The organism is Lentzea sp. NPDC051208 (genome assembly GCF_040682435.1).
GTDB lineage: Bacteria > Actinomycetota > Actinomycetes > Mycobacteriales > Pseudonocardiaceae > Lentzea > Lentzea kristufekii.
The window spans coordinates 20,264-42,370 of record NZ_JBFBAW010000028.1; the positions used below are offsets into that span (position 1 = coordinate 20,264).

18 protein-coding genes are annotated in these 22,107 nt (G+C 69.2%); 6 read left to right on the plus strand and 12 right to left on the minus strand.

What is annotated here, in order from left to right; genetic code table 11:
• Positions 1 to 284 precede the first annotated feature (284 nt).
• Both AB0M48_RS41300 and AB0M48_RS41305 read left to right on the plus strand, forming a co-directional pair.
• Positions 285 to 1,955: a hypothetical protein gene (locus AB0M48_RS41300; RefSeq protein ID WP_363853439.1), complete on the plus strand. Its 1,671-nt coding sequence runs from the start codon at positions 285 to 287 to the stop codon at positions 1,953 to 1,955.
• Entirely contained in the window at positions 1,952 to 2,275 is a 324-nt protein-coding gene (locus AB0M48_RS41305) for a hypothetical protein (RefSeq protein ID WP_363853442.1), read from the plus strand. Before AB0M48_RS41300 ends, AB0M48_RS41305 begins: the two co-directional genes overlap by 4 nt.
• A gap of 4 nt (positions 2,276 to 2,279) precedes the next feature.
• Here AB0M48_RS41305 and prmC read toward each other — a convergent pair whose 3' ends face one another.
• The 5 genes from prmC to rpmE form a co-directional block, all read right to left on the minus strand.
• Positions 2,280 to 3,149, minus strand: a complete 870-nt coding sequence (prmC, locus tag AB0M48_RS41310) for a peptide chain release factor N(5)-glutamine methyltransferase (protein ID WP_363853445.1) — start codon at positions 3,147 to 3,149, stop codon at positions 2,280 to 2,282.
• A 17-nt stretch (positions 3,150 to 3,166) separates the two neighbouring features.
• Entirely contained in the window at positions 3,167 to 4,552 is a 1,386-nt protein-coding gene (lpdA, locus tag AB0M48_RS41315) for a dihydrolipoyl dehydrogenase (RefSeq protein ID WP_363853448.1), read from the minus strand.
• 11 nt (positions 4,553 to 4,563) lie between these two features.
• The gene (locus AB0M48_RS41320; protein WP_363853451.1) at positions 4,564 to 5,772 is read right to left on the minus strand and encodes an acyl-CoA thioesterase/bile acid-CoA:amino acid N-acyltransferase family protein; all 1,209 of its coding nucleotides are present in this window, start codon (positions 5,770 to 5,772) and stop codon (positions 4,564 to 4,566) included.
• Positions 5,773 to 5,794: 22 nt separating this feature from the next.
• A complete protein-coding gene (gene prfA / locus AB0M48_RS41325; RefSeq protein WP_363853454.1) occupies positions 5,795 to 6,859 on the minus strand; it encodes a peptide chain release factor 1 in 1,065 nt (354 codons plus the stop codon).
• An 85-nt stretch (positions 6,860 to 6,944) separates the two neighbouring features.
• Positions 6,945 to 7,154, minus strand: a complete 210-nt coding sequence (rpmE, locus tag AB0M48_RS41330) for a 50S ribosomal protein L31 (RefSeq protein WP_363853457.1) — start codon at positions 7,152 to 7,154, stop codon at positions 6,945 to 6,947.
• A gap of 243 nt (positions 7,155 to 7,397) precedes the next feature.
• On the opposite strand from rpmE, the gene AB0M48_RS41335 reads away from it, so the two are divergent.
• The gene (locus AB0M48_RS41335) at positions 7,398 to 7,784 is read left to right on the plus strand and encodes a hypothetical protein (RefSeq protein ID WP_363853459.1); all 387 of its coding nucleotides are present in this window, start codon (positions 7,398 to 7,400) and stop codon (positions 7,782 to 7,784) included.
• An 86-nt stretch (positions 7,785 to 7,870) separates the two neighbouring features.
• Here AB0M48_RS41335 and rho read toward each other — a convergent pair whose 3' ends face one another.
• From rho to argS, 6 genes are all read right to left on the minus strand, one after another.
• Positions 7,871 to 9,919 carry a transcription termination factor Rho gene (gene rho, locus AB0M48_RS41340; RefSeq protein WP_363853462.1) on the minus strand — a complete coding sequence of 683 codons (2,049 nt, stop codon included), beginning with the start codon at positions 9,917 to 9,919 and terminating at the stop codon, positions 7,871 to 7,873.
• A gap of 319 nt (positions 9,920 to 10,238) precedes the next feature.
• A complete protein-coding gene (gene thrB / locus AB0M48_RS41345) occupies positions 10,239 to 11,093 on the minus strand; it encodes a homoserine kinase (protein WP_363853464.1) in 855 nt (284 codons plus the stop codon).
• Positions 11,090 to 12,142 carry a threonine synthase gene (gene thrC, locus AB0M48_RS41350; RefSeq protein WP_363853467.1) on the minus strand — a complete coding sequence of 351 codons (1,053 nt, stop codon included), beginning with the start codon at positions 12,140 to 12,142 and terminating at the stop codon, positions 11,090 to 11,092. The genes thrB and thrC overlap by 4 nt, the downstream gene beginning before the upstream one ends.
• Before the next feature lie 11 nt (positions 12,143 to 12,153).
• The gene (locus AB0M48_RS41355; RefSeq protein WP_363853470.1) at positions 12,154 to 13,455 is read right to left on the minus strand and encodes a homoserine dehydrogenase; all 1,302 of its coding nucleotides are present in this window, start codon (positions 13,453 to 13,455) and stop codon (positions 12,154 to 12,156) included.
• Positions 13,452 to 14,870, minus strand: a complete 1,419-nt coding sequence (gene lysA / locus AB0M48_RS41360; RefSeq protein ID WP_363853473.1) for a diaminopimelate decarboxylase — start codon at positions 14,868 to 14,870, stop codon at positions 13,452 to 13,454. Before lysA ends, AB0M48_RS41355 begins: the two co-directional genes overlap by 4 nt.
• On the minus strand, positions 14,870 to 16,498 hold the full coding sequence (gene argS / locus AB0M48_RS41365) for an arginine--tRNA ligase (RefSeq protein WP_363853476.1): 1,629 nt from the start codon (positions 16,496 to 16,498) through the stop codon (positions 14,870 to 14,872). Before argS ends, lysA begins: the two co-directional genes overlap by 1 nt.
• Positions 16,499 to 16,667: 169 nt before the next feature.
• Between argS and AB0M48_RS41370 the strand changes: the two genes are divergently transcribed.
• The 3 genes from AB0M48_RS41370 to AB0M48_RS41380 all read left to right on the plus strand — a co-directional run bounded on the left by AB0M48_RS41370 (position 16,668) and on the right by AB0M48_RS41380 (position 20,662).
• On the plus strand, positions 16,668 to 17,495 hold the full coding sequence (locus tag AB0M48_RS41370) for a DUF3105 domain-containing protein (RefSeq protein WP_363853591.1): 828 nt from the start codon (positions 16,668 to 16,670) through the stop codon (positions 17,493 to 17,495).
• Positions 17,495 to 18,190, plus strand: a complete 696-nt coding sequence (locus AB0M48_RS41375) for a DUF305 domain-containing protein (protein ID WP_363853480.1) — start codon at positions 17,495 to 17,497, stop codon at positions 18,188 to 18,190. Before AB0M48_RS41370 ends, AB0M48_RS41375 begins: the two co-directional genes overlap by 1 nt.
• Positions 18,191 to 18,787: 597 nt before the next feature.
• Positions 18,788 to 20,662, plus strand: a complete 1,875-nt coding sequence (locus AB0M48_RS41380) for an acyl-CoA dehydrogenase family protein (protein ID WP_363853483.1) — start codon at positions 18,788 to 18,790, stop codon at positions 20,660 to 20,662.
• Between the two features lie 220 nt (positions 20,663 to 20,882).
• Here AB0M48_RS41380 and AB0M48_RS41385 read toward each other — a convergent pair whose 3' ends face one another.
• Complete coding sequence (locus AB0M48_RS41385) at positions 20,883 to 22,052, minus strand: ROK family protein (RefSeq protein WP_363853486.1); 1,170 nt, start codon at positions 22,050 to 22,052, stop codon at positions 20,883 to 20,885.
• Between the last annotated feature and the right edge of the window lie 55 nt (positions 22,053 to 22,107).

The window sequence follows — 22,107 nt, forward strand, 5'->3', positions numbered from 1 at the left end:
GGCCACGTCGTCCTCGTGGGCGGCGACGGAAGCAACGGATCGGCGGGGCGTCCGGCAAGCGTGTCAGTTGCCCTCGTTCGGCGCATTGACAATGCCTGTTTCCGCCGTCTTCGCCCCATTCCGATCAGGACCGACTATTGTCCCAGCGACAGAGTTCAATTGCGTGTTGTTGTTGTCTCACCATGTCCCTGACCAGCACAAACACAGAGTGCTTTATTCAATGACAGAAAGTGGACAGGACAATGTCAACTCCCGCGCCGGCGACGGGAAAAGATTCTCCGAAGTTGCGCGACGACACCACCCGCTTCCTCTGCGGAGCCGCTCACCGCGACGAGGAGTTCGCGGATTCCGCCATTCGCGAGTACCTCGTGGAGGCCACTCGGTCGATTCCGCGCTCGCCCGGCGTCAACGCCGGCGCGGTGTTGCGGGAGGCGGTGGCGGCGCGCACGCGGCGCAAGGTGCGCGACGCGCTGCTGCTGGTGCTGGCGCTGGTGGCGCTGTTCGCCGCGAGCGGGACGGTGCTCGTGCTGTGGCTGGTGGTCGCCTCGATCGCGGCGGTCGGGACCGGGGCTCGGGTGGCGTTCACGCGGCCGCGACGAGTCGTCACGCAGCGGGGGCCGGCCGTGCTCGGCGCGATCGCCAGCGCGATCGCGCTCTTCTTCGTGCTGTACAAGTTCATCGAAGAGCTCGACGACTCCACCTCGTACTGCAGGCCCAGGTACGAGGAGTGCGGGCCGGAGAGCAGCGACGGCGCGCTCGCGGTCTTGATCATCGCGATCGTGCTGATCTTCGCGGTGTTGTTGGCGGATCGGGTCGTGACGTGGTTGCTGGTCACGAAGAGCTTCCGGCGCGCCGGGTTCCGCACCAGCAAGGGCGAGCAGGAGCTGTGGCGAAACGAGTGGGCGTTCCGGGGGCTTGGGCACGCGAGCTACGCCGAAGCGCTCGCGCTCTACCCGATCGAGGAGAACGACGAGCCTGAGGACGCGGACGGCGCTCAGGTGATCGTCTACCACGGCTATCGGCCGTTCGTCGGCTCCGGCGCGATGTTCGAACCGTGGTCCATGGCGCTGCCCCTCAAGCCCGCCGAGGGGAAGCTCGACGCGCCGCTGCCCGGATTCGCCCTGGCGGAGCTGTACGAACGCATCACGAGCGAGCTGGTCAAGACGGGCCGTTCGCCGTCGCTCTCGCCGGGTCATCGGCTGCGCAACCTCAAGACCGGCGACCGCGTCGTCATCTCCTCGGTCGAGCTGATCGACCACATCGACGATGCCGAAGCGCGGATCGTGTTGCCCGACAAGGACCATTCGCCGAGGGACACCGTCGACCGGTCCGTTGTGGACGATCTGATCACCCGGCCGATGGAGTGGATGCGCTACTTCCGCTCGTTCCAGGTCGAGACGTGGGACCGCGACGTCGTGATCTCCGCGTACCTGACGTTCGGGCTCGACGACGAGATGCTCTACGTCGAGTGGACGCCGTGCATCCTGCACCCGATCAACTCCGAGCACCGGAAGATCGACGTGCTGCCGGAGCAGTCGCTGCGGCCGTTCGTCGAGGCGATCGTGGACCTGCTGAAGTTCCCGGCCTCGATACCGAAGCGGTTCACCTCGGCGGTCGCCTGGATGAACCCCATCCCCCAGGCCGAGGGCACGTACGTCGCGGAACGCTACGGCGCCAGCAACAGCCTGCGCGAACTCGCGAGCAGGACCCAGGTCGACAACTACTTCCAGCTCACCGACGTCGAGCGCTACATCAAGGTGCTGGAGTCACGGCTGCTGCGCACGCTCGGCGAGTTCCTGGAGAGCAAGGGCATCTCGGTCACCGAGTTCATGGAACAGGCCATGCAGGTGACGAGCAACAACGTGCACATCACCGGCCCGGTGATCTCCAGCAACATCGGCACGTCGGGCAAGGCACGCACGGGCAAGACGAACGTCGGCAAGGGAACCTCATGAACGAGCGCAACTTCGAGATCCGGGGACCGGTGATCGGCAGCAACATCGGGACCAGCGGACGTGCCAGGACCGGGAACGTCCACATCGGACATATCAAGGACGTGAGCACCGTGCTGCGGCTGCTCGACGAACTGCGCGTGGACCTGAACGCGGCCCAGGCGCCCACGTCCACGATCGAGGTGGTGGACGACCTCCGCGCCGAAGCCCGCAAACCCAAGCCCAGCAAGGACGTCGCGGACCACCTGATGGACAAGCTGTCGGACCGCGGCCTGGGCGAGCAGGTGAAGGACCTGTCGAAGGCCTTCGACGCCCTCTTCTGACCAGCTACCCGACCTTGCGGGCGGTCGCGAAGCGCGGCCGTCCGGCGAGGTCGGCGTGGTCGGTCACGTCCGTGAGCACCCGGCGCGCGGCCAGCAGCGCCGGCACGGACTCGCCCTGCGTGTCGTCGTGCTCGATCCCGACGGACCCGCCGGGCTTCAGCCACCGCGCGGCCGCCCGCACGACGTGCCGGATCACGTCCAGCCCGTCGGCGCCCGAGAACACCGCGTGGTGCGGGTCGTGCACGCCCACCTCGGGCTGCACCGGAGTTCCCTCCGGCACGTAGGGCGGGTTGCACACCACGAGGTCCACCAGACCGTCCAGGTCGGACAGCAGCGACGGATCGGTGGCGTCACCCGAGTGCAGCCGGATCGGCGTGTCCCCGGCGGCCACCCGCGCGTCGGCGTTGCGCCGCGTCCACGACAGCGCCTGCGGGTCGATCTCCACCGCGTGCACCACCGCGTCCGGACGGGCGGCGGCGATCGACAACGCCAGCGCGCCCGTTCCCGTGCAGAGGTCCACGACCACCGGCGAGGAAACGCCGGCGAGCGCCTTCAGGCCCCACTCCATCAGCAGCTCGGTCTCGGGCCGCGGCACGAACACCCCCGGCCCGACCTCGACCGAGATGGCACCCATCGGCGCCCAGCCGAGGATGTGCTGCAACGGAATGCGCGAGGCACGAACCCGCACGAGCTTGTGCAGCTGGTCGATCACCGTCGGATCGACCAGCGGGATGAGCGGCAACCGCCCGCGCCCGACCCCGAGCACGTGCGCGGCCAGGTACTCCGCGTCGACGCGCGGACTGTCCACACCCGCCTCGGCGAGGATCTTCGCCGCCTCGGAGACGGCGAGGCGGAGCGGTTGCCGGTTCGTCATCAGATGAGAAAACTACCTCAGAAGTTGATCATGTGCCCGGCCAGGCCGTGCACCGCTTCCTTGACCGCCTCGGACAGCGTCGGGTGCGCGTGGACGTTGCGCGCGACCTCGTGGACGGTGAGGTCCCACTGCTGCGCCAGCGTGAGCTCGGGCAGCAGCTCGGTCGCCTCGGGGCCGATGATGTGGCCACCCAGCAGCTCGCCGTGCTTGCCGTCGCTGATCAGCTTCACGAAGCCGCCGGGCTCGGCCAGGCCGTGCGCCTTGCCGTTCGCGGTGAACGGGAACTTCGAGACCTGGACGTCGAAGCCCTTCTCACGGGCCTGCTTCTCGGTGTAGCCGAAGGAGGCGATCTGCGGCTGGCAGAACGTCGCCCGCGGGATCATCACGTAGTCGAGCTCCATCGTCTCGGCGCCCGCGATGGTCTCCGAGGCGATGATGCCCATGGACTCGGCGGTGTGCGCGAGCATCAGCTTCGCGGTGACGTCGCCGATGGCGAAGATGTGCGGCACGTTGGTGCGGCCGCGGCCGTCGATGTCGATCGCGCCGCGCTCGGTCAGCTTCACGCCGGTGTTCTCGAGGCCGTAGCCCTCGACGCGCGGCACGAAACCGATGGCCTGCATGACCTTGTCGGCCTCGAGGACTTCCTCGGCGCCGTTCTTCGACACGGTGACGCGGACCTTCGGGCCCGACTCGTCGATCGACTCGACCCGCGTGCCGACGCGCACGTCGACGCCCAGCTTCTTGTAGCGCTTGAGGAGCTCGGCGGACACCTCTTCGTCCTCGAGCGGCACCATGCGGTCGAGGAACTCGACGATGGTGACCTTCACGCCGTAGTTGTGCATGACGTAGGCGAACTCGACGCCGATCGCGCCCGCACCGGCGATGATGATCGACTCGGGCAGGTCCTCGGTCATGATCTGCTCTTCGTAGGTCACGACGCGGTCGGACTTCTGCGTGTTGGGCAGCATCCGGGTCGTGGCGCCCACGGCGATGATCGCGTGGCCGAACGTGATCGTCTCGTCCCCGACGGTCAGCGTGTGGTCGTCGGTGAAGCTGGCCCACCCGTTGTACTCGGTGATGCCGTTCTTCTTCATGAGGAAGTGCACGCCCTTGACGCGCCCGTCGGCGACCTTGCGGCTGCGCTGCCACGCCGCGCTGTAGTCGAAGCTGACGGTGCCCTCGACCTTGATGCCGAACGTCTTCTGCTCGTGCGTGAAGAGGTGCGCGAGCTCAGCGTTGCGCAGGAGAGCCTTCGAGGGGATGCAGCCCACGTTCAGGCAGACACCGCCCCAGTACTTCTCCTCCACGATGGCGGTCTTCAGCCCGAGCTGAGCCGCACGGATCGCGGCGACGTACCCGCCCGGACCCGCACCCACGACGACGACATCAAAGTGTGCGCTCATAAGCACACAACCTAGCTCCCGAGCTGCTCCCGCAAGAACTCAACCGTCCGTTTCCAGGCGTTCGCGCGGGCGTGCGCGGTGGCCTGCGGAGCACCACCACCCGAGAAGGTGACACCGGGCCCCGGATAGGTCACGTCGGTGGCCGGCCGGTGCGGCGGGCCCGCGATCAGGTGTCCTGCCTCGGGATACACGACGTGCTCGTACGGGAACGGGTGCTCGTGGTCCTTCAGCCGCCTCATCGCGACGTCGCTCAGCTCGGCCGACGGCCACCCGTCGTCCTGTCCGGACGAGATGAGCAACACACCCCCGGCGATGTTCTCGACCGGGATCTCGGTGTCCTCGGGAATGCCGTCGCTCGTGTCGAACGCGAGCCGCAACGGCACCGGTTCGTCGTTCACGATCTTCGCGCGCAGCTCGTCGCCCACGTAGTACGGCAGGTACGGCAGCGGCTCGCCCTTCCACGTCCACGACGCCGCCTCGTGCTGGAGCTTCTGCAGCAGGTTCGCGCCCGGCCCGACCGCCTGCGTCACGACACCGCTGCCGACGACGCTGACCACCGCGCTGACCTGCGAGAACTTGGATCCGACGAGCAAGGCCAGCTCACCGCCGCGCGAGCCGCCGACGACACCGATCTCGCCCGCGCGTTCGGACAGGAACTCGATCGCCGTGCCGAAGTACTCCAGCGGAACGTCCTCGAGGTGCTCGGGCAGCCCGTCCACGCCGAAGTAGCCGAGCGCGAACGTGACGAACCCGTGCGCGGCCAGCAGCGCCGCGTCAGTCTCCTGAAGACCGCCCTCGGACCCTCCGAGCACGATGACGCCCGGCAGGTCGCCTCCGTCGTCCTCAGGGGCGAACAACGTGCCGACCAGCCCGTGCTCCCGGACCTCCAGCCGCTCGACGCCCTCGGGCACGGACTGCCGTTCGAGCACGCGGTCCCCGACGCCCTCGACCGAGAGGACGGTGGGGCCGGCCTTGCCGCCGGTGCGTTCCAGCGACCAGAACAGCCCCATCGGGTCAACGCCCTGATAGCTGCCATCGACTGGTGCGTGCCGCGTGAGGTCTACGACGCCACGGTCGTCAGCCTCGAACACGGCACGGGAGGCGCGATCACCCGTGGACAGCTGCACGGTGATCGACTGGCCGGGTTTGAGCCCGGCGACGATCACCTCGACCTGCTGGTCGAGGGGCGCTGTCTGCGGACTAACCAGGATCTCGGCCACAACGCGCCCCTCTCACGTCGGTTCACCCGCCTGCGAGCCGTTCTGCCCGGTCAGCGGCGGCGAGTGCGTCCACCACCGCGTCCAGGTCACCGTCGAGCACCTGGTCCAGGTTATGCGCTTTGTACCCAACGCGGTGATCGGAGATGCGTGATTCGGGGAAGTTGTAGGTCCGCACCCGTTCACTGCGGTCCACGGTGCGGATCTGGGTGCGGCGGGCGTCGGACTGCTCCTGCGCCTTCTGCTCCTCGGCGAGGGCGACCAGGCGGCTCTGCAGCACCTGCATGGCGCGAGCCTTGTTCTGCAGCTGGCTGCGCTCGTTCTGGCAGGACGTGACGATGCCGGTGGGCAGGTGCGTGATGCGCACCGCGGAGTCGGTGGTGTTGACCGACTGGCCACCCTTGCCGGACGACCGGTACACGTCGATCCGCAGGTCCTTCTCGTCGATCTCGACCGCGGCGGTCTCCTCGGCCTCCGGGAAGACGAGAACACCGGCGGCCGACGTGTGGATGCGCCCCTGCGACTCGGTGACGGGCACGCGCTGCACGCGGTGCACGCCGCCCTCCCACTTCAGGCGGCTCCACACCCCGTCCGGTACCGCGGTCCTGGCCTTGATGGAGACGGTGACGTCCTTGAACCCGCCCAGGTCGGAGTCGGTGCCGTCGAGCAGCTCGACCTTCCACCCCTGTCGCTCCGCGTACCGCGTGTACATGCGCAGCAGGTCCCCGGCGAACAGCGCGGACTCCTCGCCGCCCTCGCCGGACTTGATCTCCAGCACCACGTCGTCCCCGTCGTGCGGGTCACGCGGCAGCAGCTGCTCGTTGAGCTTCTCCTGCAGCTTGGGAAGCTGCGCCTCGATCTGGTCGACCTCCTCCTGGAAGGACCGGTCCTCGGCGGCGAGCTCCCTGGCCGCCTCCAGATCACTCTTGGCCTGCTCGATCTCCCGCGCCGTCTTCACGACGGGACCGAGCGCGGCGTAGCGCTTGCCGAGCTTGCGCGCACCCACCTGGTCAGCGTGCACGGAGGGATCGGCGAGCTTCTTCTCCAGCTCGTCGTACTCGGCGAGCAAGCTGTCCAGCGACTGCGACACGTCTCCTGCTTTCGTAGTGTTCCCCTGGAAACGGCGACGGCGCCTGCCCCGGCCGGAAGGCCGAGGTCAGGCGCCGTGAAAGCAGCTACTTGTTGCGCTTGCCGTAACGCGCCTCGAAGCGCGCCACGCGACCACCGGTGTCCAGGATGCGCTGCTTGCCCGTGTAGAACGGGTGGCAGTTGGAGCACATCTCGACGCGAACCTCGGAAGCCGAGGTGCTGCGCGTCATGAACGTGTTCCCGCAGCTGCAGGTCACTTCGGTGGGGGTGTACTCGGGGTGGATACCAGTCTTCAAGATCTTGTCCCTTTCAAGGATGGCCGCCGGGTCCCAGTTGGTGAACGGGTGAACCGGAGCCGGACTCGACCATTTAGTTTGCCAGACCGTGCAACACCGGCAAAAACGCGGTTGTTCCCGGGGCTGATCAGTGCCTCAAGTCACAACCGCTTAACCTCTGCGATACGCCGTTCGGCGCAAGGTGCCGCCGTTCGACCAGATACGGCTCCGTGTTGTTGGACGGTCTCCATCAGACTGTGTGCCGTGTTCTGCACCGCAGAGCGGCCGATGAACCAGCACCTGTGGCTGGGAGTGCCGTTTCTCTTCTCCGCCGCCGTGTTCGGCCTGATGGGGTCGGCAGGGCTGCTCACCGCTTCCTGGACCACGGTGCCGCTGTCACCGGTCGTGTCGGGGGCCGGGGTGGCCGTGGCCGCCGCCGTCTCCGGCGGGGTGCGGTGGAGGCGGGGGTGGCAACGGACCTGGCTGCGGTGGCCCTACCTGGCCGCGGTGCTGGCGCTGGGAGTCGTGGTGGGCGCGGTGGAGGTACCCGTGCTGGCCGCGACGGTGGTGGGGATGCCGGTGCTGCTGGCCCTGGTGTTCCAGCTGCTGGTGCAGAACGACGAGAACCGCCAGGCCGCCGGCTGCCGCTGAAGCCGGCGCGGCATTCGAGTGAAGAGCGATGAAAAAGCCCCCGCTGACCTGCAGCGGGGGCTTTTTCACGTGAAACTCACACGGCGTCAGTCCTGCTCGGCGCCCGGCGTCGTCTTCGCGACCTGCATCAGGAACTCGATGTTGGTGCGCGACTTCCGCAGCCGGTCCAGCAGCAGGTCGATCGCCTGCTGACCGTCGAGCGCGTGGAGCACCCGGCGCAGCTTGTGCGTGACGGCCATCTCGTCCGGCGAGAGCAGCAGCTCTTCCTTGCGGGTGCCCGACGAGTCGACGTCCACGGCCGGGAACGTCCGCTTGTCCGCGATCTTCCGGTCGAGCTTGAGCTCGGCGTTGCCCGTGCCCTTGAACTCTTCGAAGATCACCGAGTCGCCGGCGGAGCCGGTCTCGACCAGCGCCGTGGCGATGACGGTCAGCGAGCCGCCGCCCTCGATGTTGCGAGCAGCACCGAGGAAGCGCTTCGGCGGGTAGAGCGCGGTCGAGTCGACACCACCGGACAGGATGCGGCCGGAGGCCGGTGCCGCCAGGTTGTACGCACGGCCCAGACGCGTGATCGAGTCGAGCAGCACGACGACGTCGTGGCCCATCTCGACCAGGCGCTTCGCCCGCTCGATCGCGAGCTCGGAGATGGTCGTGTGGTCCGACGGCGGCCGGTCGAAGGTGGAGGCGATGACCTCACCCTTCACCGAGCGCTGCATGTCGGTGACCTCTTCCGGACGCTCGTCCACCAGCACCACCATGAGGTGGCACTCGGGGTTGTTCGTCGTGATCGCGTTCGCGATCGACTGCAGCACCGAGGTCTTACCGGCCTTCGGAGGCGACACGACCAGGGCGCGCTGGCCCTTGCCGATCGGCATCACCAGGTCGATGACACGGGTCGTGAGGATGTGCGGCTCGGTCTCCAGGCGCAGACGCTCGTTCGGGTAGAGCGGCGTCAGCTTGGTGAAGTCCGGGCGGTTGCGCGCCTCTTCCGGGTCCAGGCCGTTGATCTTGTCGACGCGGACCAGCGGGTTGAACTTCTGGCGCTGCTGCTCGCCGTCGCGCGGCTGGCGGACGGCGCCGGTGAGGGCGTCGCCACGGCGCAGGCCGTACTTGCGGACGAGCGAGAGCGACACGTAGACGTCGTTCGAGCCGGCGAGGTAGCCGGAGGTGCGGACGAACGCGTAGTTCTCCAGCACGTCCAGGATGCCCGCGACCGGGAGCAGCACGTCGTCGTCGCGGACCTCGGTCTCGCGGTCCACGCGACCGCCGCCACCCTGCTCGTCGCCACGGCCACCGCGACGGCGGCGGTCGCGGAAGCGGCCACGACGACCACCGTCGTCGTCACCGTCGGGCTGGCCGCCACCCTGGCGGTCGCCGCCGCGGTCACCGCGGTCGGAACGCTCGCCGCGGTCGCGGTTGCGGTCACGGCCGCCGCGCTCGTTGCGGTCGCCGCGGTCGGAACGCTCGCTGCGCTCGCCGCGGTCCTGACGCTCGCCACGGTCCTGACGCTCGCCACGGTCTTGGCGCTCGCCCCGGTCCTGACGCTCGCCGCGCTCGGGGCGCTCAGCGCGCTCCGGCCGCTCGGTCCGCTCAGGACGGTCGGTGCGCTCAGGACGCTCGGAACGCTGCTGCTCCTGCTGCGGCTGGCCATCGCCCTCGGCGTTGCCGCCGCCACGGCCGGAACGGCGGCGACGGTTTCCACGGCGCCCCCCGTCCTCGGACGAGCGGGAGTCGTCAGACGCGCCGGACTCGGCGGCAGCGGGCTTCTCCGCTACCTCGAGCTGCTGCTGAACAGGCTTCTCGACCACCTTTGCGGCGGGCTTCTCAGCGGGCTTCTCGGCGGGCGCCTCGGCCTTCGCGGCGACCTTCTCGGTCTTCGCGGGCTTCTCGGCTTTCGCCGGGGCTCCGGAGCCCTGCTTCTCCTTGATGGCCGCGATCAGGTCGCCCTTGCGCAGGCCTGCGGTTCCGGTGATGCCCATTTGGCCGGCGAGCTCGCGCAACTCAGCGAGCACCATGCCGGACAGACCCGCGCGGCGGCGCGGCGTCGTGCCGTTCGATGGGGTGGACAGAGCGTTCTCCTCGGCTCCAGAACCAGCGGCAGCTGCGACTTCGCTGCTCAGCAAATCGGTGTTGGTCACACAAGTCCTTCCTGACCAGGCCCCGCCTCCTACGCGGCCCAGCGGACCCGCCTTCCCACTTCAGCGGGGAACGGCGGTCAAGTCCGATGAAGACGGAAGCACGACGGCTTCCCCCAAGCACGGGACTTTTCTCAGATCACACGGCGATCGGGTGCCTTTTCGCGTCCGCCCCGCCCGCACGGCACAGAGCCGGAACACAAAAGGATTGCGACCCGGAACGAATGTCCGAGCGCGACACCGGCGCCCGTGCGCGCAGTGACTGATCGCCCCCGAGGGTAGACGCCGCTCCCCCGGCATGCAACAACCGGGGTCGGGCGTGTCAGTCCAATGGACGAACGCGCACGCCGGCGGCGTCGACGTCGAGTCTGCGCACGTCGAAGCCGTGCGTGTCGACCTCGGCCGGAAGATCGCCGAAGGCGATCACGGTGGGTCCCGCTCCGCTCACGCAGGCGGGAACTCCCAGCTTGCGAAGATCGTTGATCACCCGAACGGTGTCCGGCCATGCGGGCTCGCGGTAGTTCTGGTGGAGTCGATCCTCAGTGGCCGCAAGGAGAACCGTCGGATCGGACGTCAGCGCGTGCACCGCGAGGGCAGCCCGCCCTGCGGCGTGCGCCGCGTCCGCGTGCGGCACCTCGGCGGGGAGCAGGCCGCGCGTGGTCTTGGTGGACGACTCCTGCGACGGGATCAGGACGACCGGGCGCACGCGTGCGTCCGCGTCCATCCGGACAGCGCGGTACCGCTCTCCTTCGGACCACGCGACGACGACCCCGCCGAACAGGGAGGCGGCCGCGTTGTCCGCGTGCCCCTCGAACTCGGCGGCGATTTGCAACGCGCCCGTGTCCAACTCGCGACCCAGCAGGGTGAACCCGGCTACGACACCCGCCACGATCGCGGCGGCCGACGAGCCCAGTCCCCGTGCGTGCGGGATGGTGTTGCGGCACCTCAGGGCCAGGCCACCGGTGTAGCCGGTGGCGCGAATGGCCCGCACGACGAGATGGGTCTCGTCGAGCGGGACATCGCCTGATCCGGCACCGTCCACGGTGATCGAGAGGCCGTCGACGCCTTCGCCGCCGGCCACCTCGACGTCGTCGTACATGCCGAGCGCCATGCCCAGCGCGTCGAACCCCGAACCGAGGTTCGCGGTCGACGCGGGGACGGAGACCAGGAACTTCACGCCAGCTCCAGCGCGTGCGCGACGGCGCCGGGGTCGACCGGGACGGGCTCGACCTCGGTGGTGCCGAGCAGCGCCGTGTCGGGGTCCTTCAGACCGTGACCCGTGACGGTGCACACAACGGTGGAGCCCTTCGGCAGCCTGCCGTCCTCGGCGGTCTTCAGCAGACCGGCGATGGACGCCGCCGACGCGGGCTCGACGAAGATGCCCTCGGACGACGCCAGCAGCCGGTACGCGCTGAGGATCTGCTCGTCGGTGACGGCGTCGATCAGGCCGCCGGAGGAGTCGCGGGCGTTGACCGCGCCCGTCCACGACGCCGGCGAACCGATGCGGATCGCGGTCGCGATGGTCTCCGGGTTCGGCACCGGCTGACCGCTCACCAGCGGAGCGGCGCCCGCGGCCTGGAAGCCGAACATGCGGGGCAGACCCCGGTCGTAGGAGGTGTAGCCCTTCCAGTACGCGGTGATGTTGCCCGCGTTGCCGACCGGCAGGCAGTGCACGTCCGGCGCCTGGCCGAGGACGTCGCAGACCTCCCACGCGGCGGTCTGCTGGCCGACGAGGCGCACCGGGTTGACCGAGTTCACCAGCGTGACCGGGTACTCGGCCGCGGTCTTCGACGCCAGCTCCAGGCAGTCGTCGAAGTTGCCGTCGATCTGCAGGATCTTCGCGCCGTGCATGACGGCCTGCGCCAGCTTGCCCATCGCGATCTTGCCGCTGGGCACCAGCACGGCCGCCGTCAGGCCCGCCTTGGCCGCGTAGGCCGCGGCGGACGCCGACGTGTTGCCGGTGGAGGCGCAGATCACGGCCTTCAGACCGGAGGCGAGCGCGTACGTCATGGCCACGGTCATGCCGCGGTCCTTGAACGAGCCGGTCGGGTTCGCGCCCTCGACCTTGACCCAGACGTCGGACCCGGTGGCGGCGGAGAGGCGCTTGGCGTGCACCAGCGGCGTGCCGCCCTCGTGCAGCGTCACGACCTCGGCGCCCGCGGGGATCTCGATGCGGTCCCGGTAGGCGTTGATGAGACCGGGCCAGCCTGCTCTCGCAGGGCTCATTCCTTCTGGACTCACTCTTCGCCCTCCACCCTCATGACGCTGACGACGTCCCGCACCACGGGGAGGCCACCGATCTTGTCCACAGTGGACCGCAGCGCGGCGTCGGTCGCCGCGTGCGTGACGATCACCAGGCTGGCGTCCTCGACGCGGCCTTCCTGGCGCACCGCGGCGATGCTCACGTCGTGCTCGGCGAACACGGCGGCGACCTGCGAGAGGACACCGGGCTTGTCCGCCACGTCGAGGCTGATGTGGTAACGCGTGGGCGTGTTTCCCATGGGCTGCGCGGTGAGCGCGGCGTAGGCGGACTCGCGCGGACCGTGCCCGCTCGCGACCATGTTGCGCGCCACGGCGACCAGGTCGCCGACGACCGCACTCGCCGTGGGGGCGCCACCGGCACCCTGCCCGTAGAACATCATCTCCCCCGCCGCGTCGGCCTCGACGAACACCGCGTTGAACGCGCCGTTGACGCTCGCCAGCGGATGCGTCCTGGGGATCATCGCCGGGTGCACTCGAACGGCGACTGACTCCTGGCCGGACGGGCTGGTCACGCGCTCGCAGATCGCGAGCAGCTTCACCGTGCGGCCGAGTCCCTTGGCCGCCGCGATGTCCGCCGCGGACACCGCGCGGATGCCCTCGCGGTAGACGTCCGACGCCGTCACGCGCGTGTGGAACGCGAGCGAGGCGAGGATCGCGGCCTTCGACGCGGCGTCGAACCCGTCGACGTCCGCCGTCGGGTCGGCCTCGGCGTAACCGAGGCGCGAGGCCTCTTCGAGGGTCTCGCTGTACCCCGCACCCGTGGCGTCCATCGCGGACAGGATGAAGTTCGTCGTGCCGTTCACGATGCCCATGACGCGCGTGATCCGGTCTCCCGCAAGGGATTCCCGCAACGGGCGCAGCAACGGGATCGCACCGGCGACAGCGGCCTCGAAGTAGAGGTCCGCGCCGGACGCGTCGGCTGCCTCGAACAGGTCGGGGCCGTGCTCGGCCAGCAGCGCCTTGTTCGCCGTGACGACGGACTTGCCGCGCCGCAACGCCTCCAGCAGCAGGCCGCGCGTCGGGTCGATGCCGCCGATGACCTCGACGATCACGTCCACGTCGTCCGACTTCACGAGCGCCTCGGCGTCCGTGGTGAGCAGGTGCTCCGGTACTGCACGGTGTTTGTTCGGCCTGCGCACGGCGATGCCGGCGAGCTCAACCGGCGCGCCGATGCGCTGGGTGAGGTCCTCGGCCTGGTCCGTCAGCAGCCGGACTACCTCCGTGCCCACCGTGCCACATCCCAGCAAGGCGACCCGAATCGGTTTCACGGCTTTCATACCTCCAGACGGAACAGATCGTCCTCGGTCTCACGACGCAGCAGCAGCCGCGCCTCTCCATCGGTCACCGCGGCGAGCGCGGGCCGTGGAAGTCGGTTGTACCCGCTCGCCATCGAGTAGCAGTAGGCCCCTGTGGCGGCGATCGCCACCAGGTCGCCCGGTGCCAGGTCGTCGGGCAGCCAGCAGTCGCGCACCACGATGTCACCGGACTCGCAGTGCTTGCCCACCACACGACACAGCACGGCCCTCGACTCGGGCTCGGAGGCGCGCGAAACGAGCTTGCAGTCGTAGACCGCGTCGTACAGAGCGGTGCGGATGTTGTCGCTCATGCCGCCGTCGACGCTGACGTACCGGCGCCGCGCGCCACCGTCGAGCTCGATGTCCTTGATCGTGCCGACCTCGTACACGGTGACCGTGCCGGGGCCGACGATCGCGCGGCCGGGCTCCACCGCGATGCGAGGCATCTCCAGGCCGTTGTGCTCGCACTCCTTCTGCACGATGTTGTGCAGCTGCCGCGCGAGCTCGGCGGGCGGGGGCGGGTCGTCGTCCGGCGTGTAGGCGATGCCGAGACCGCCACCGAGGTCGACGACGTTCAACGACGGGACGTCGCCGTGCTCGGCGCGGATCTCCGCGAGCAGGCCGATCACGCGGCGCGCGGCGACCTCGAAGCCGGACGCGTCGAAGATCTGCGAGCCGATGTGGCTGTGCAGGCCGACGAGTTCGAGCCCGCTCGCCTTCAGCACGCGGCGCACCGCCTCGGCCGCGTCGCCGGAGGACAGCGAGAAGCCGAACTTCTGGTCCTCGTGCGCGGTCGCGATGAACTCGTGCGTGTGCGCCTCGACGCCGACCGTCACGCGGATCAGCACCTTCTGCACCACACCGCGGTCGCGCGCGATCTGGTCGAGGCGCGCGATCTCGTGGTACGAGTCGAGCACGACCCCGCCGACCCCGGCCTCGACGGCCGCGATCAGTTCGGGAACGCTCTTGTTGTTGCCGTGCAGGGCGATGCGCTCGGCCGGGAAGTCCGCCCGCAGCGCGATGGCGAGCTCGCCGCCGCTGCAGACGTCGATCGAGAGGCCCTCTTCAGCCACCCACTTCGCGACCTGCACGCTCAGGAACGCCTTGGAGGCGTAGTGCACGAGCGTCGGGTCGCCGAACGCCTCGGCGTGCTCGCGGCAACGCGCGCGGAAGTCCTGCTCGTCCATGACGAACAACGGGGTGCCGTACTGCTCGGCGAGCCCGCGCACGTCCACACCCGCGAGCTCCACGACGCCCGCGTCGTTGCGCCTGGCGTTGCGCGGCCACACCGTCGGGTGCAGGTGGTCGAGCTGTTCCGCGGTGGAAGGGCGGTCGCCGGCGGTGGTGCCGGATGCCATGACGTCGGCGTGCCGGGGTCCGGCCGGATGCGCGCGCATCACATGCGCTCCGGGGCGGTCACGCCGAGCAGGCCGAGGCCCGCGGCGAACACGCGCCTGGTCGCGTTGACGAGCTGAAGCCTGACCTGGTGCAACGGAGTCGTCTCCTCATCGCCGCGCGGAAGGACGCGGCAGTCCTGCTGGAAGCGGTGGTACGTGCCCGCGAGCTCTTCGAGGTAGCGGGCGACGCGGTGCGGTTCACGCAGCTCGGCGGCGGTGGCCACCACTCGCGGGAACTCGCCGATGGTGCGGATCAGGTCGCCCTCGCGCTCGTGGGTGAGCAGCGCGAAGTCCTCACCCGGGGTGATGCCGAGATCAGCGGCGTTGCGCAGGATCGACGACGTGCGCGCATGGGCGTACTGCACGTAGTAGACCGGGTTCTCGTTGCTGTGTTTTCGCAGCAGGTCGAGGTCGATGTCGAGGCCGGAGTCGACGGACGAGCGGATCATGGCGTAGCGGGCGGCGTCCACGCCGACCACGTCGACCAGGTCCTCCATCGTGATGACGGTGCCCGCGCGCTTGCTCATCCGGACGGGCTGGCCGTCGCTGACGAGGTTCACGAGCTGGCCGATCAGCACCTCGACGCTGTCCGGGTCGTCGCCCAGGGCGGCCGCCGCGGCCTTGAGGCGCGCGATGTAGCCGTGGTGGTCGGCGCCGAGCATGTAGATGCACAGGTCGAAGCCGCGGCCGCGCTTGTCGACGAGGTAGGCGATGTCGCCCGCGATGTACGCGGGGTTGCCGTCGCTCTTGATGACGACCCGGTCCTTGTCGTCACCGAAGTCGGTGGACCGCAGCCACCAGGCGCCGTCCTTCTCGTACAGCGAGCCGTTCGCCTTGAGCTTGGCGACCGCCTCGTCCACGCGGCCGCTCTGGTGCAGCGAGTCCTCGTGGAAGTAGACGTCGAAGTCGGTGCCGAAGTCGTGCAGGCTGCTCTTGATCTCCTCGAACATCAGCCCGACGCCGACCTTGCGCACCGTCTCCGGGTCGTTCAACGCACCCGGCTCGCGGCGCAGCACCTCGGCGGCGATGTCGCTGACGTACGTGCCCGCGTAGCCGTCCTCGGGGGCGGGCTCGCCCTTCGCGGCGGCGATCAGCGACCGGACGAACCGGTCGATCTGCGCACCGGCGTCGTTGAAGTAGTACTCGCGGGTGACCTCGGCGCCGCGGGCCCGCAGCACCCTGCCCAGCGCGTCACCGACGGCCGCCCAGCGCGCGCCGCCGAGGTGGATGGGGCCGGTGGGGTTCGCGGAGACGAACTCCAGGTTGATCCGCTTCCCGCCCAGCTCGGCGCCGGTGCCGTAGCCGGTCTCCAGGGCCGCACGAACGATCGCTCCCTGCGCCTCGGTGGCGATGGTGAGGTTCAGGAAGCCGGGACCGGCCACGTCGGCCCGGGCGATGGCGTCCTGGGCGAGCAGGGCCCCGGCGAGCCACGTCGCGAACTCGCGGGGCGCGACGCCCGCCTTCTTGGCGATCTGGAGCGCCACGTTCGTGGCGTAGTCGCCGTGCTCGGGGTTCCTGGGTCGCTCGACCGTCACCTGCTCGGGGAGCGCGGTGGTGTCCAGGCCCCGGTCGGCCAGCAAGCGGGCGACCGTGGTCCGGACGAGATCGGCGAGCACTTCAGGAGTCACGCCCCGAGAGTCTAGAGAAGCGTTGTCGCAGGTCTCGACCGGGTTACCGGGTCTCGGAGGGTGAGACGGCAAGTGTTAACGCGCACGTGGTATCGCACTGCGCTGACAGTGATCAGACACGATGTCCCTACACTGGCGCCGGTTGACCAGGACGACATCTGAGGCGGACATGACCAGCGGCAAGAAGACGAAGGCCACACGCAACAGCGTGGCCGCAGCCCGTTCCTCGGTGGTGGCGAGCAAGCCGAAGCCGTGGGGCACGATCATCGCGGTGATCGCGGTGCTGGGCCTCGCGGGCGGTGTTTTCGGATATGCGTACTCGCAGATCCACGCGAACAACGTCAAAGAGGCCGCCCTGGCCAAGTGGAAGCCCTCGGACACGAACAAGGACCCGTCGACGGCGCTCGCGGGCATCGTGATCAAGGAGTACAAGGGCTCCCGCCACGTCGAGCCGACCCAGCGCGTCGCGTACGACCAGACTCCGGCCTTCGGTGGCCCGCACGACGCCCAGTGGGCCGACTGCACCGGCGTCGTCTACGACAAGGCCGTGCGCACGGAGAACATGGTCCACGGCCTCGAGCACGGCGCCGTGTGGATCGCGTACAACCCTGACCAGGTCAAGGACGACGCGCTCGCCAAGCTGAAGACCAAGGTCGAGGGCATCCCGTACATGATGCTGTCGCCGTTCCCCGGTCTCGACAAGCCGATCTCCCTGCAGTCCTGGGGTCACCAGCTGAAGGTCGAGAAGGCCGACGACGAGCGCATCGACCAGTTCATCTCCTCGCTGCTGCGCAACCCGAACTCCTACCCCGAGGTCGGCGCGTCCTGCGAGAACACGGCGTTCCTGTCGAACCCGGCCCCGTTCGTGGCCGAGAAGCCGGGCGCCGACGCCGTGCCGATGGACGGCGGCAAGGACGACTCCGTGACCGAGGGCCAGCCGCAGAACCCCAGCACGCCGCCCGCGTCGGGCTCCGCCTCGACGCCGCCGTCGAGCTGATGGCGCTTCCTGACACCGACGAGACGTCCGGCCGCCCCTCCGGGGTGGTCCGGGCCCTCGTCATCGGCGCAGCGGTCCTCGCCGTGCTCCTGCTCGGCGCGGCGGTGGGCCTGCTCGTGAAGCTCCCCGGCTCCAGCTCGTCCTCCGCGGCCCCGGCCTCCGGTTCCGTGGACGTCGGCTTCTGCCAGGACATGGCCATGCACCACCTGCAGGGCATCCAGATGGCGAACATCGCCAGGGACCGCTCGACGGACCCGGAGATCCGCCAGCTCGCCTTCGACATCTCCTCCACCCAGCTCGAACAGGTGGGGCGGATGAAGGGGTGGCTGATGATGTGGAACGAGCACGAGCAGAACATCTCGGGCGTCTACATGAAGTGGATGGACGCCGCCGGCGTCCACGGCCACGGCGCCACCACGCCCGAGGCGGGCAAGCCGCTGATGCCCGGCATGGCCACGACCGACGAGCTGACCAAGCTGCGCACGGTGCCCGCCGGCCGCGAGTTCGACGTGTACTGGCTGCAGCTGATGCTCCGCCACCACATGGGCGGGGCGCCGATGGCCGAGTACGCCACGACCGCCGCCGGTCAGACCGTCGTGCGGACGCTGGCCGACAACATGCTGAAGTCGCAGTCCGCCGAGACCGAGCTGATGAAGGACTACCTGGCGAAGCGCGGAGCCGCCCCGCTGCCGTAGCCGGTGTCGCCGATCAGTTTTTCGAAGGCCGTCCCCACAGGTGTGGGGGCGGCCCTTTCGCTTGCCTGCAGCAGAGACGGGCGGGCCGTCCAACGCAAGCCCGCTGCAAGGCAACGGCCTGCACGTAAGGCGACCCCTCCGCTGGAACCGGCGCCAGCCATCGCAACCGACCCGCGCGGTGCCACCAAGCGCCCGCCAACGCACAGCGACCACGTATGAGTCGTGGCGTGGCGATGCGAAGCGAGCCGTGTGAACCTTCAGGGCCGGGTAGCGGTGCACCCCGCTCATGGCGATTGGGGCTTTACCTTGAGTGGGCGGGATGCTCCCCTCACCGGCACGGCCGGGCGCTTTTCAGCCCGGCCCTTTTCCGGCCGTCTGAGCATCCCGCCAGAGGCTCGAGGTCAAGCCCCAATCGCAACCCCGCTCTTCGTCACGACCTGCGCGCGCACCCTCGCAAGGCGACGGAACCCAGGAACGCGACCCACCCCGCTGGAACACGAACCGGCCAACGCAAGTCGACCCGCCCAGGCGTCCGCAAACCCATGGACAACCGCCTACCTCTGAGTAACGTGGGTCACACCTACTGGGAGGTAACCCATGACCGTCGACGAGCGCGCGGCCAGGCAGGTCGCCGAACAAGCAAGGGAAACCCGCTGGCAGCGACCGAGTTTCGGCAAGGAGCTCTTCCTCGGTCACTTCCGCATCGACCTCATCCACCCGCATCCGAGTGGCACCGCCGAGGACCGCGAACGCGGCGAGGCGTTCCTCGAGAAGCTCCGGAAGTTCACCGAGTCGCACATCGACAACGCCGTCATCGAACGCGACGCGCAGATCCCCGACGACGTGCTGAAGGGCCTGAAGGACCTCGGTGCGTTCGGCATGAAGATCAAGCCCGAGTACGGCGGCATCGGCCTCACGCAGGTCTACTACAACAAGGCCCTCATGCTGGTGGGCAGCGCCAGTCCCGCGCTCGGCGCCATGCTCTCCGCCCACCAGTCCATCGGCGTGCCGCAACCGGTCGCGATGTTCGGCAGCCCCGAGCAGAAGCAGGAGTTCCTGCCCAGGTGCGCCAAGGGCGAGATCACCGCGTTCCTGCTCACCGAACCGGACGTCGGCAGTGACCCGGCGCGGCTCGGCACCATCGCCACGCCGGACGGCGACGACTACGTCCTCGACGGCGTGAAGCTCTGGACCACCAACGGTGTCGTGGCCGATCTCCTCGTCGTCATGGCCCAGGTGCCGGACAAGGGCATCACGGCGTTCGTCGTGGAAGCGAACGCCGAGGGCATCACCGTCGAGAACCGCAACGCGTTCATGGGCCTGAGGGGTCTGGAGAACGGCGTGACGAGGTTCCACCAGGTCCGCGTGCCCAAGAAGAACGTCATCGGCAGGGAAGGCGCCGGGCTCAAGATCGCTCTCGCCACCCTCAACACGGGCCGTCTCAGCCTGCCCGCGCTCTGCGCCGGAAGTGCGAAGTGGTGCCTCAAGATCGCACGCGAATGGTCGAGCGCACGCATCCAGTGGGGTCTGCCGGTCGGCAAGCACGAGGCCGTCGCCGGCAAGATCGCCTACATCGCCGCCACGGCCTACGCGCTGGAAGCCGTGCTGGACCTCAGTTCCGAGCTCGCGGACGCGGGCAGCCACGACATCCGCATCGAGGCCGCCCTCGCGAAGCTCTACGCGTCCGAGAAGGCCTGGCTGGTGGCCGACGAACTGGTGCAGATCCGCGGCGGCCGCGGGTACGAGACGGCGGAAAGCCAGGCAGCGCGTGGAGAACGCGGCATCGCGGCCGAGCAGGTCCTGCGCGACCTCCGCATCAACCGGATCTTCGAGGGCTCGACGGAGATCATGCACCTGCTGATCGCCCGCGAGGCGGTGGACGCGCACCTCAGCGTCGCCGGCGACATCATCGACCCCGACGCCGACCGCCAGGCCAAGATGAAGGCCGCGGCCAAGGCCGGCGGGTTCTACGCGAAGTGGCTGCCCACGCTCGTCGTCGGCAAGGGCCAGACCCCGGCCGGCTACACGGAGTTCGGGCCGCTCGCGAAGCACCTGCGGTTCGTCGAGCGGTCGGCGCGCAAGCTCGCGCGGCAGACGTTCTACGCCATGTCGCGGTGGCAGGGGAAGATGGAGCGCAAGCAGCGGTTCCTGAGCCGGATCGTGGACATCGGGGCCGAGCTGTTCGCGATCAGCGCCGTGTGCGTGCGGGCCGCGCGGGACGAGAACCCCAACGCCCAGGCGCTCGCGGACGCGTTCGCCAAGCAGGCGCGGATCCGGGTCGACGAGCTGTTCGAGAAGCTCTGGAAGAACACCGACGACAGCGACCAGGTGCTCGCGAAGCAGGTTCTCGACGGCAACTACGCGTGGCTCGAGGAGGGCGTGGTCGACTCGTCGATCCCGGGCGGCTGGATCGCGGACTCCACGCACCACGCGTCGACGGCGGACAACGTCCACCGGCCGACACCCCGATAGCCCGTTGGCTGCACTGGGCAGGCTGATGGTGGTGCGGGCGCGGCACCTGCCCAGTGCACGGCCGGTAGGGGGCTACGTCCCCCGCATCCCCCTACCGACTCCCCTTGCAACGGAAGGACACAACCCTCCAGGTGGAGGTTCCGGTAACGCTAAGCCACAAAACGCCGTTAACAGTTACGACAATTGAGTGAACTACCAGGTGAGGGGTACTCAACTACACTCAGAGAGTAACTTTGAAGACCAATTCCCGGGCGGCTTCGAGGCCCATCGCGATGGCTCCGGAGAGCACCGCGCCGTCACCGAGCGAGCCCGCCACGATCCGGGGCGCCAGCGGTGTCATCGTCCGCAGCGAAGCCTCCAGCGGCTCCAGCAGCAGGTCGACGTTCGACCCGACGCCCCCACCCAGCACGACCAGTTCCGGGTCGATCACCGCGGTGACGGCGGCCACGAGGAACGCGAGCCGTTCCGCTTCCATCCGCACGATCCCCAGCGCCTGGGCATCGCCCTTGCGCGCGAGCCCGAACACCTCACGGGCCGTGCGCGCCGTCAGTCCTCGCTCCCGCGCCAGTGCCACAACGGATCCCGCCGACGCCGCGTCCTCGAACTGTCCACGCCGGACGTTCGAAGCGGACTTGCCGTACGGCAGGAAACCGACCTCGCCGGCCGCCCCGTGCGCACCGCGGAACAGCGTGCCGTCCACGACGATGCCCATGCCGACACCGGTGCCGACCGTCGCGCACACGAACACGCGCGCGTCCCGTGCCGCCCCGTAGACGTGCTCGCCCAAAGCGGCCAGGTTCGCGTCGTTCTCCACGACCACCACCGGCCCGAGCGACGACTCCAGGCCGTCCAGGACGCCGTTCGACTCCCAGCCGGGCAGTTGCGGCGCGTGCCGCACGACCCGTGACCGTCGATCGATCACTCCGGGGCTGCCGATCACCTTCACCACGACGTCCGTGAGAGCGATCCCAGCGTCGGCCACCGTCCGCTCGGCCAGGCCGGTCACCGTGCGCACCACGGCGGCGGCCGAGCGGCTGCGGTTCCGTTCGTCCACGCGGGCGACGACGGCCCCGCCCAGGTCGGCCAGCGCCACCCGGACGCGTTCCCGGCCGATGTCGACGCCCAGCACGTACCCGGCGGTGGCGTTCGGCTCGTAGACCACGGCCGACCGGCCGGGACCCGACGTCGTGCGGCCGGTGGGACGCACCAGGCCGTGGCGTTCGAGGTCGGCCAGCGCCTGTCCGACCGTCGGCTTGGACAGGCCGGTGTCCTTGGCGATCTGCGGACGGGTGGCCGCACCCGAACGGCGCAACAAGTCGAGCACAGCGCGTTGGTTGAGCACGCGCATGCCCGCCGGTGTACCCACCTCTGGCGGCTTGCGGTCGCTCACCTGCCGATTCTAGATCTTGATCGACTCGTGTCGCGCGCAACTGAGGAGAGGACAG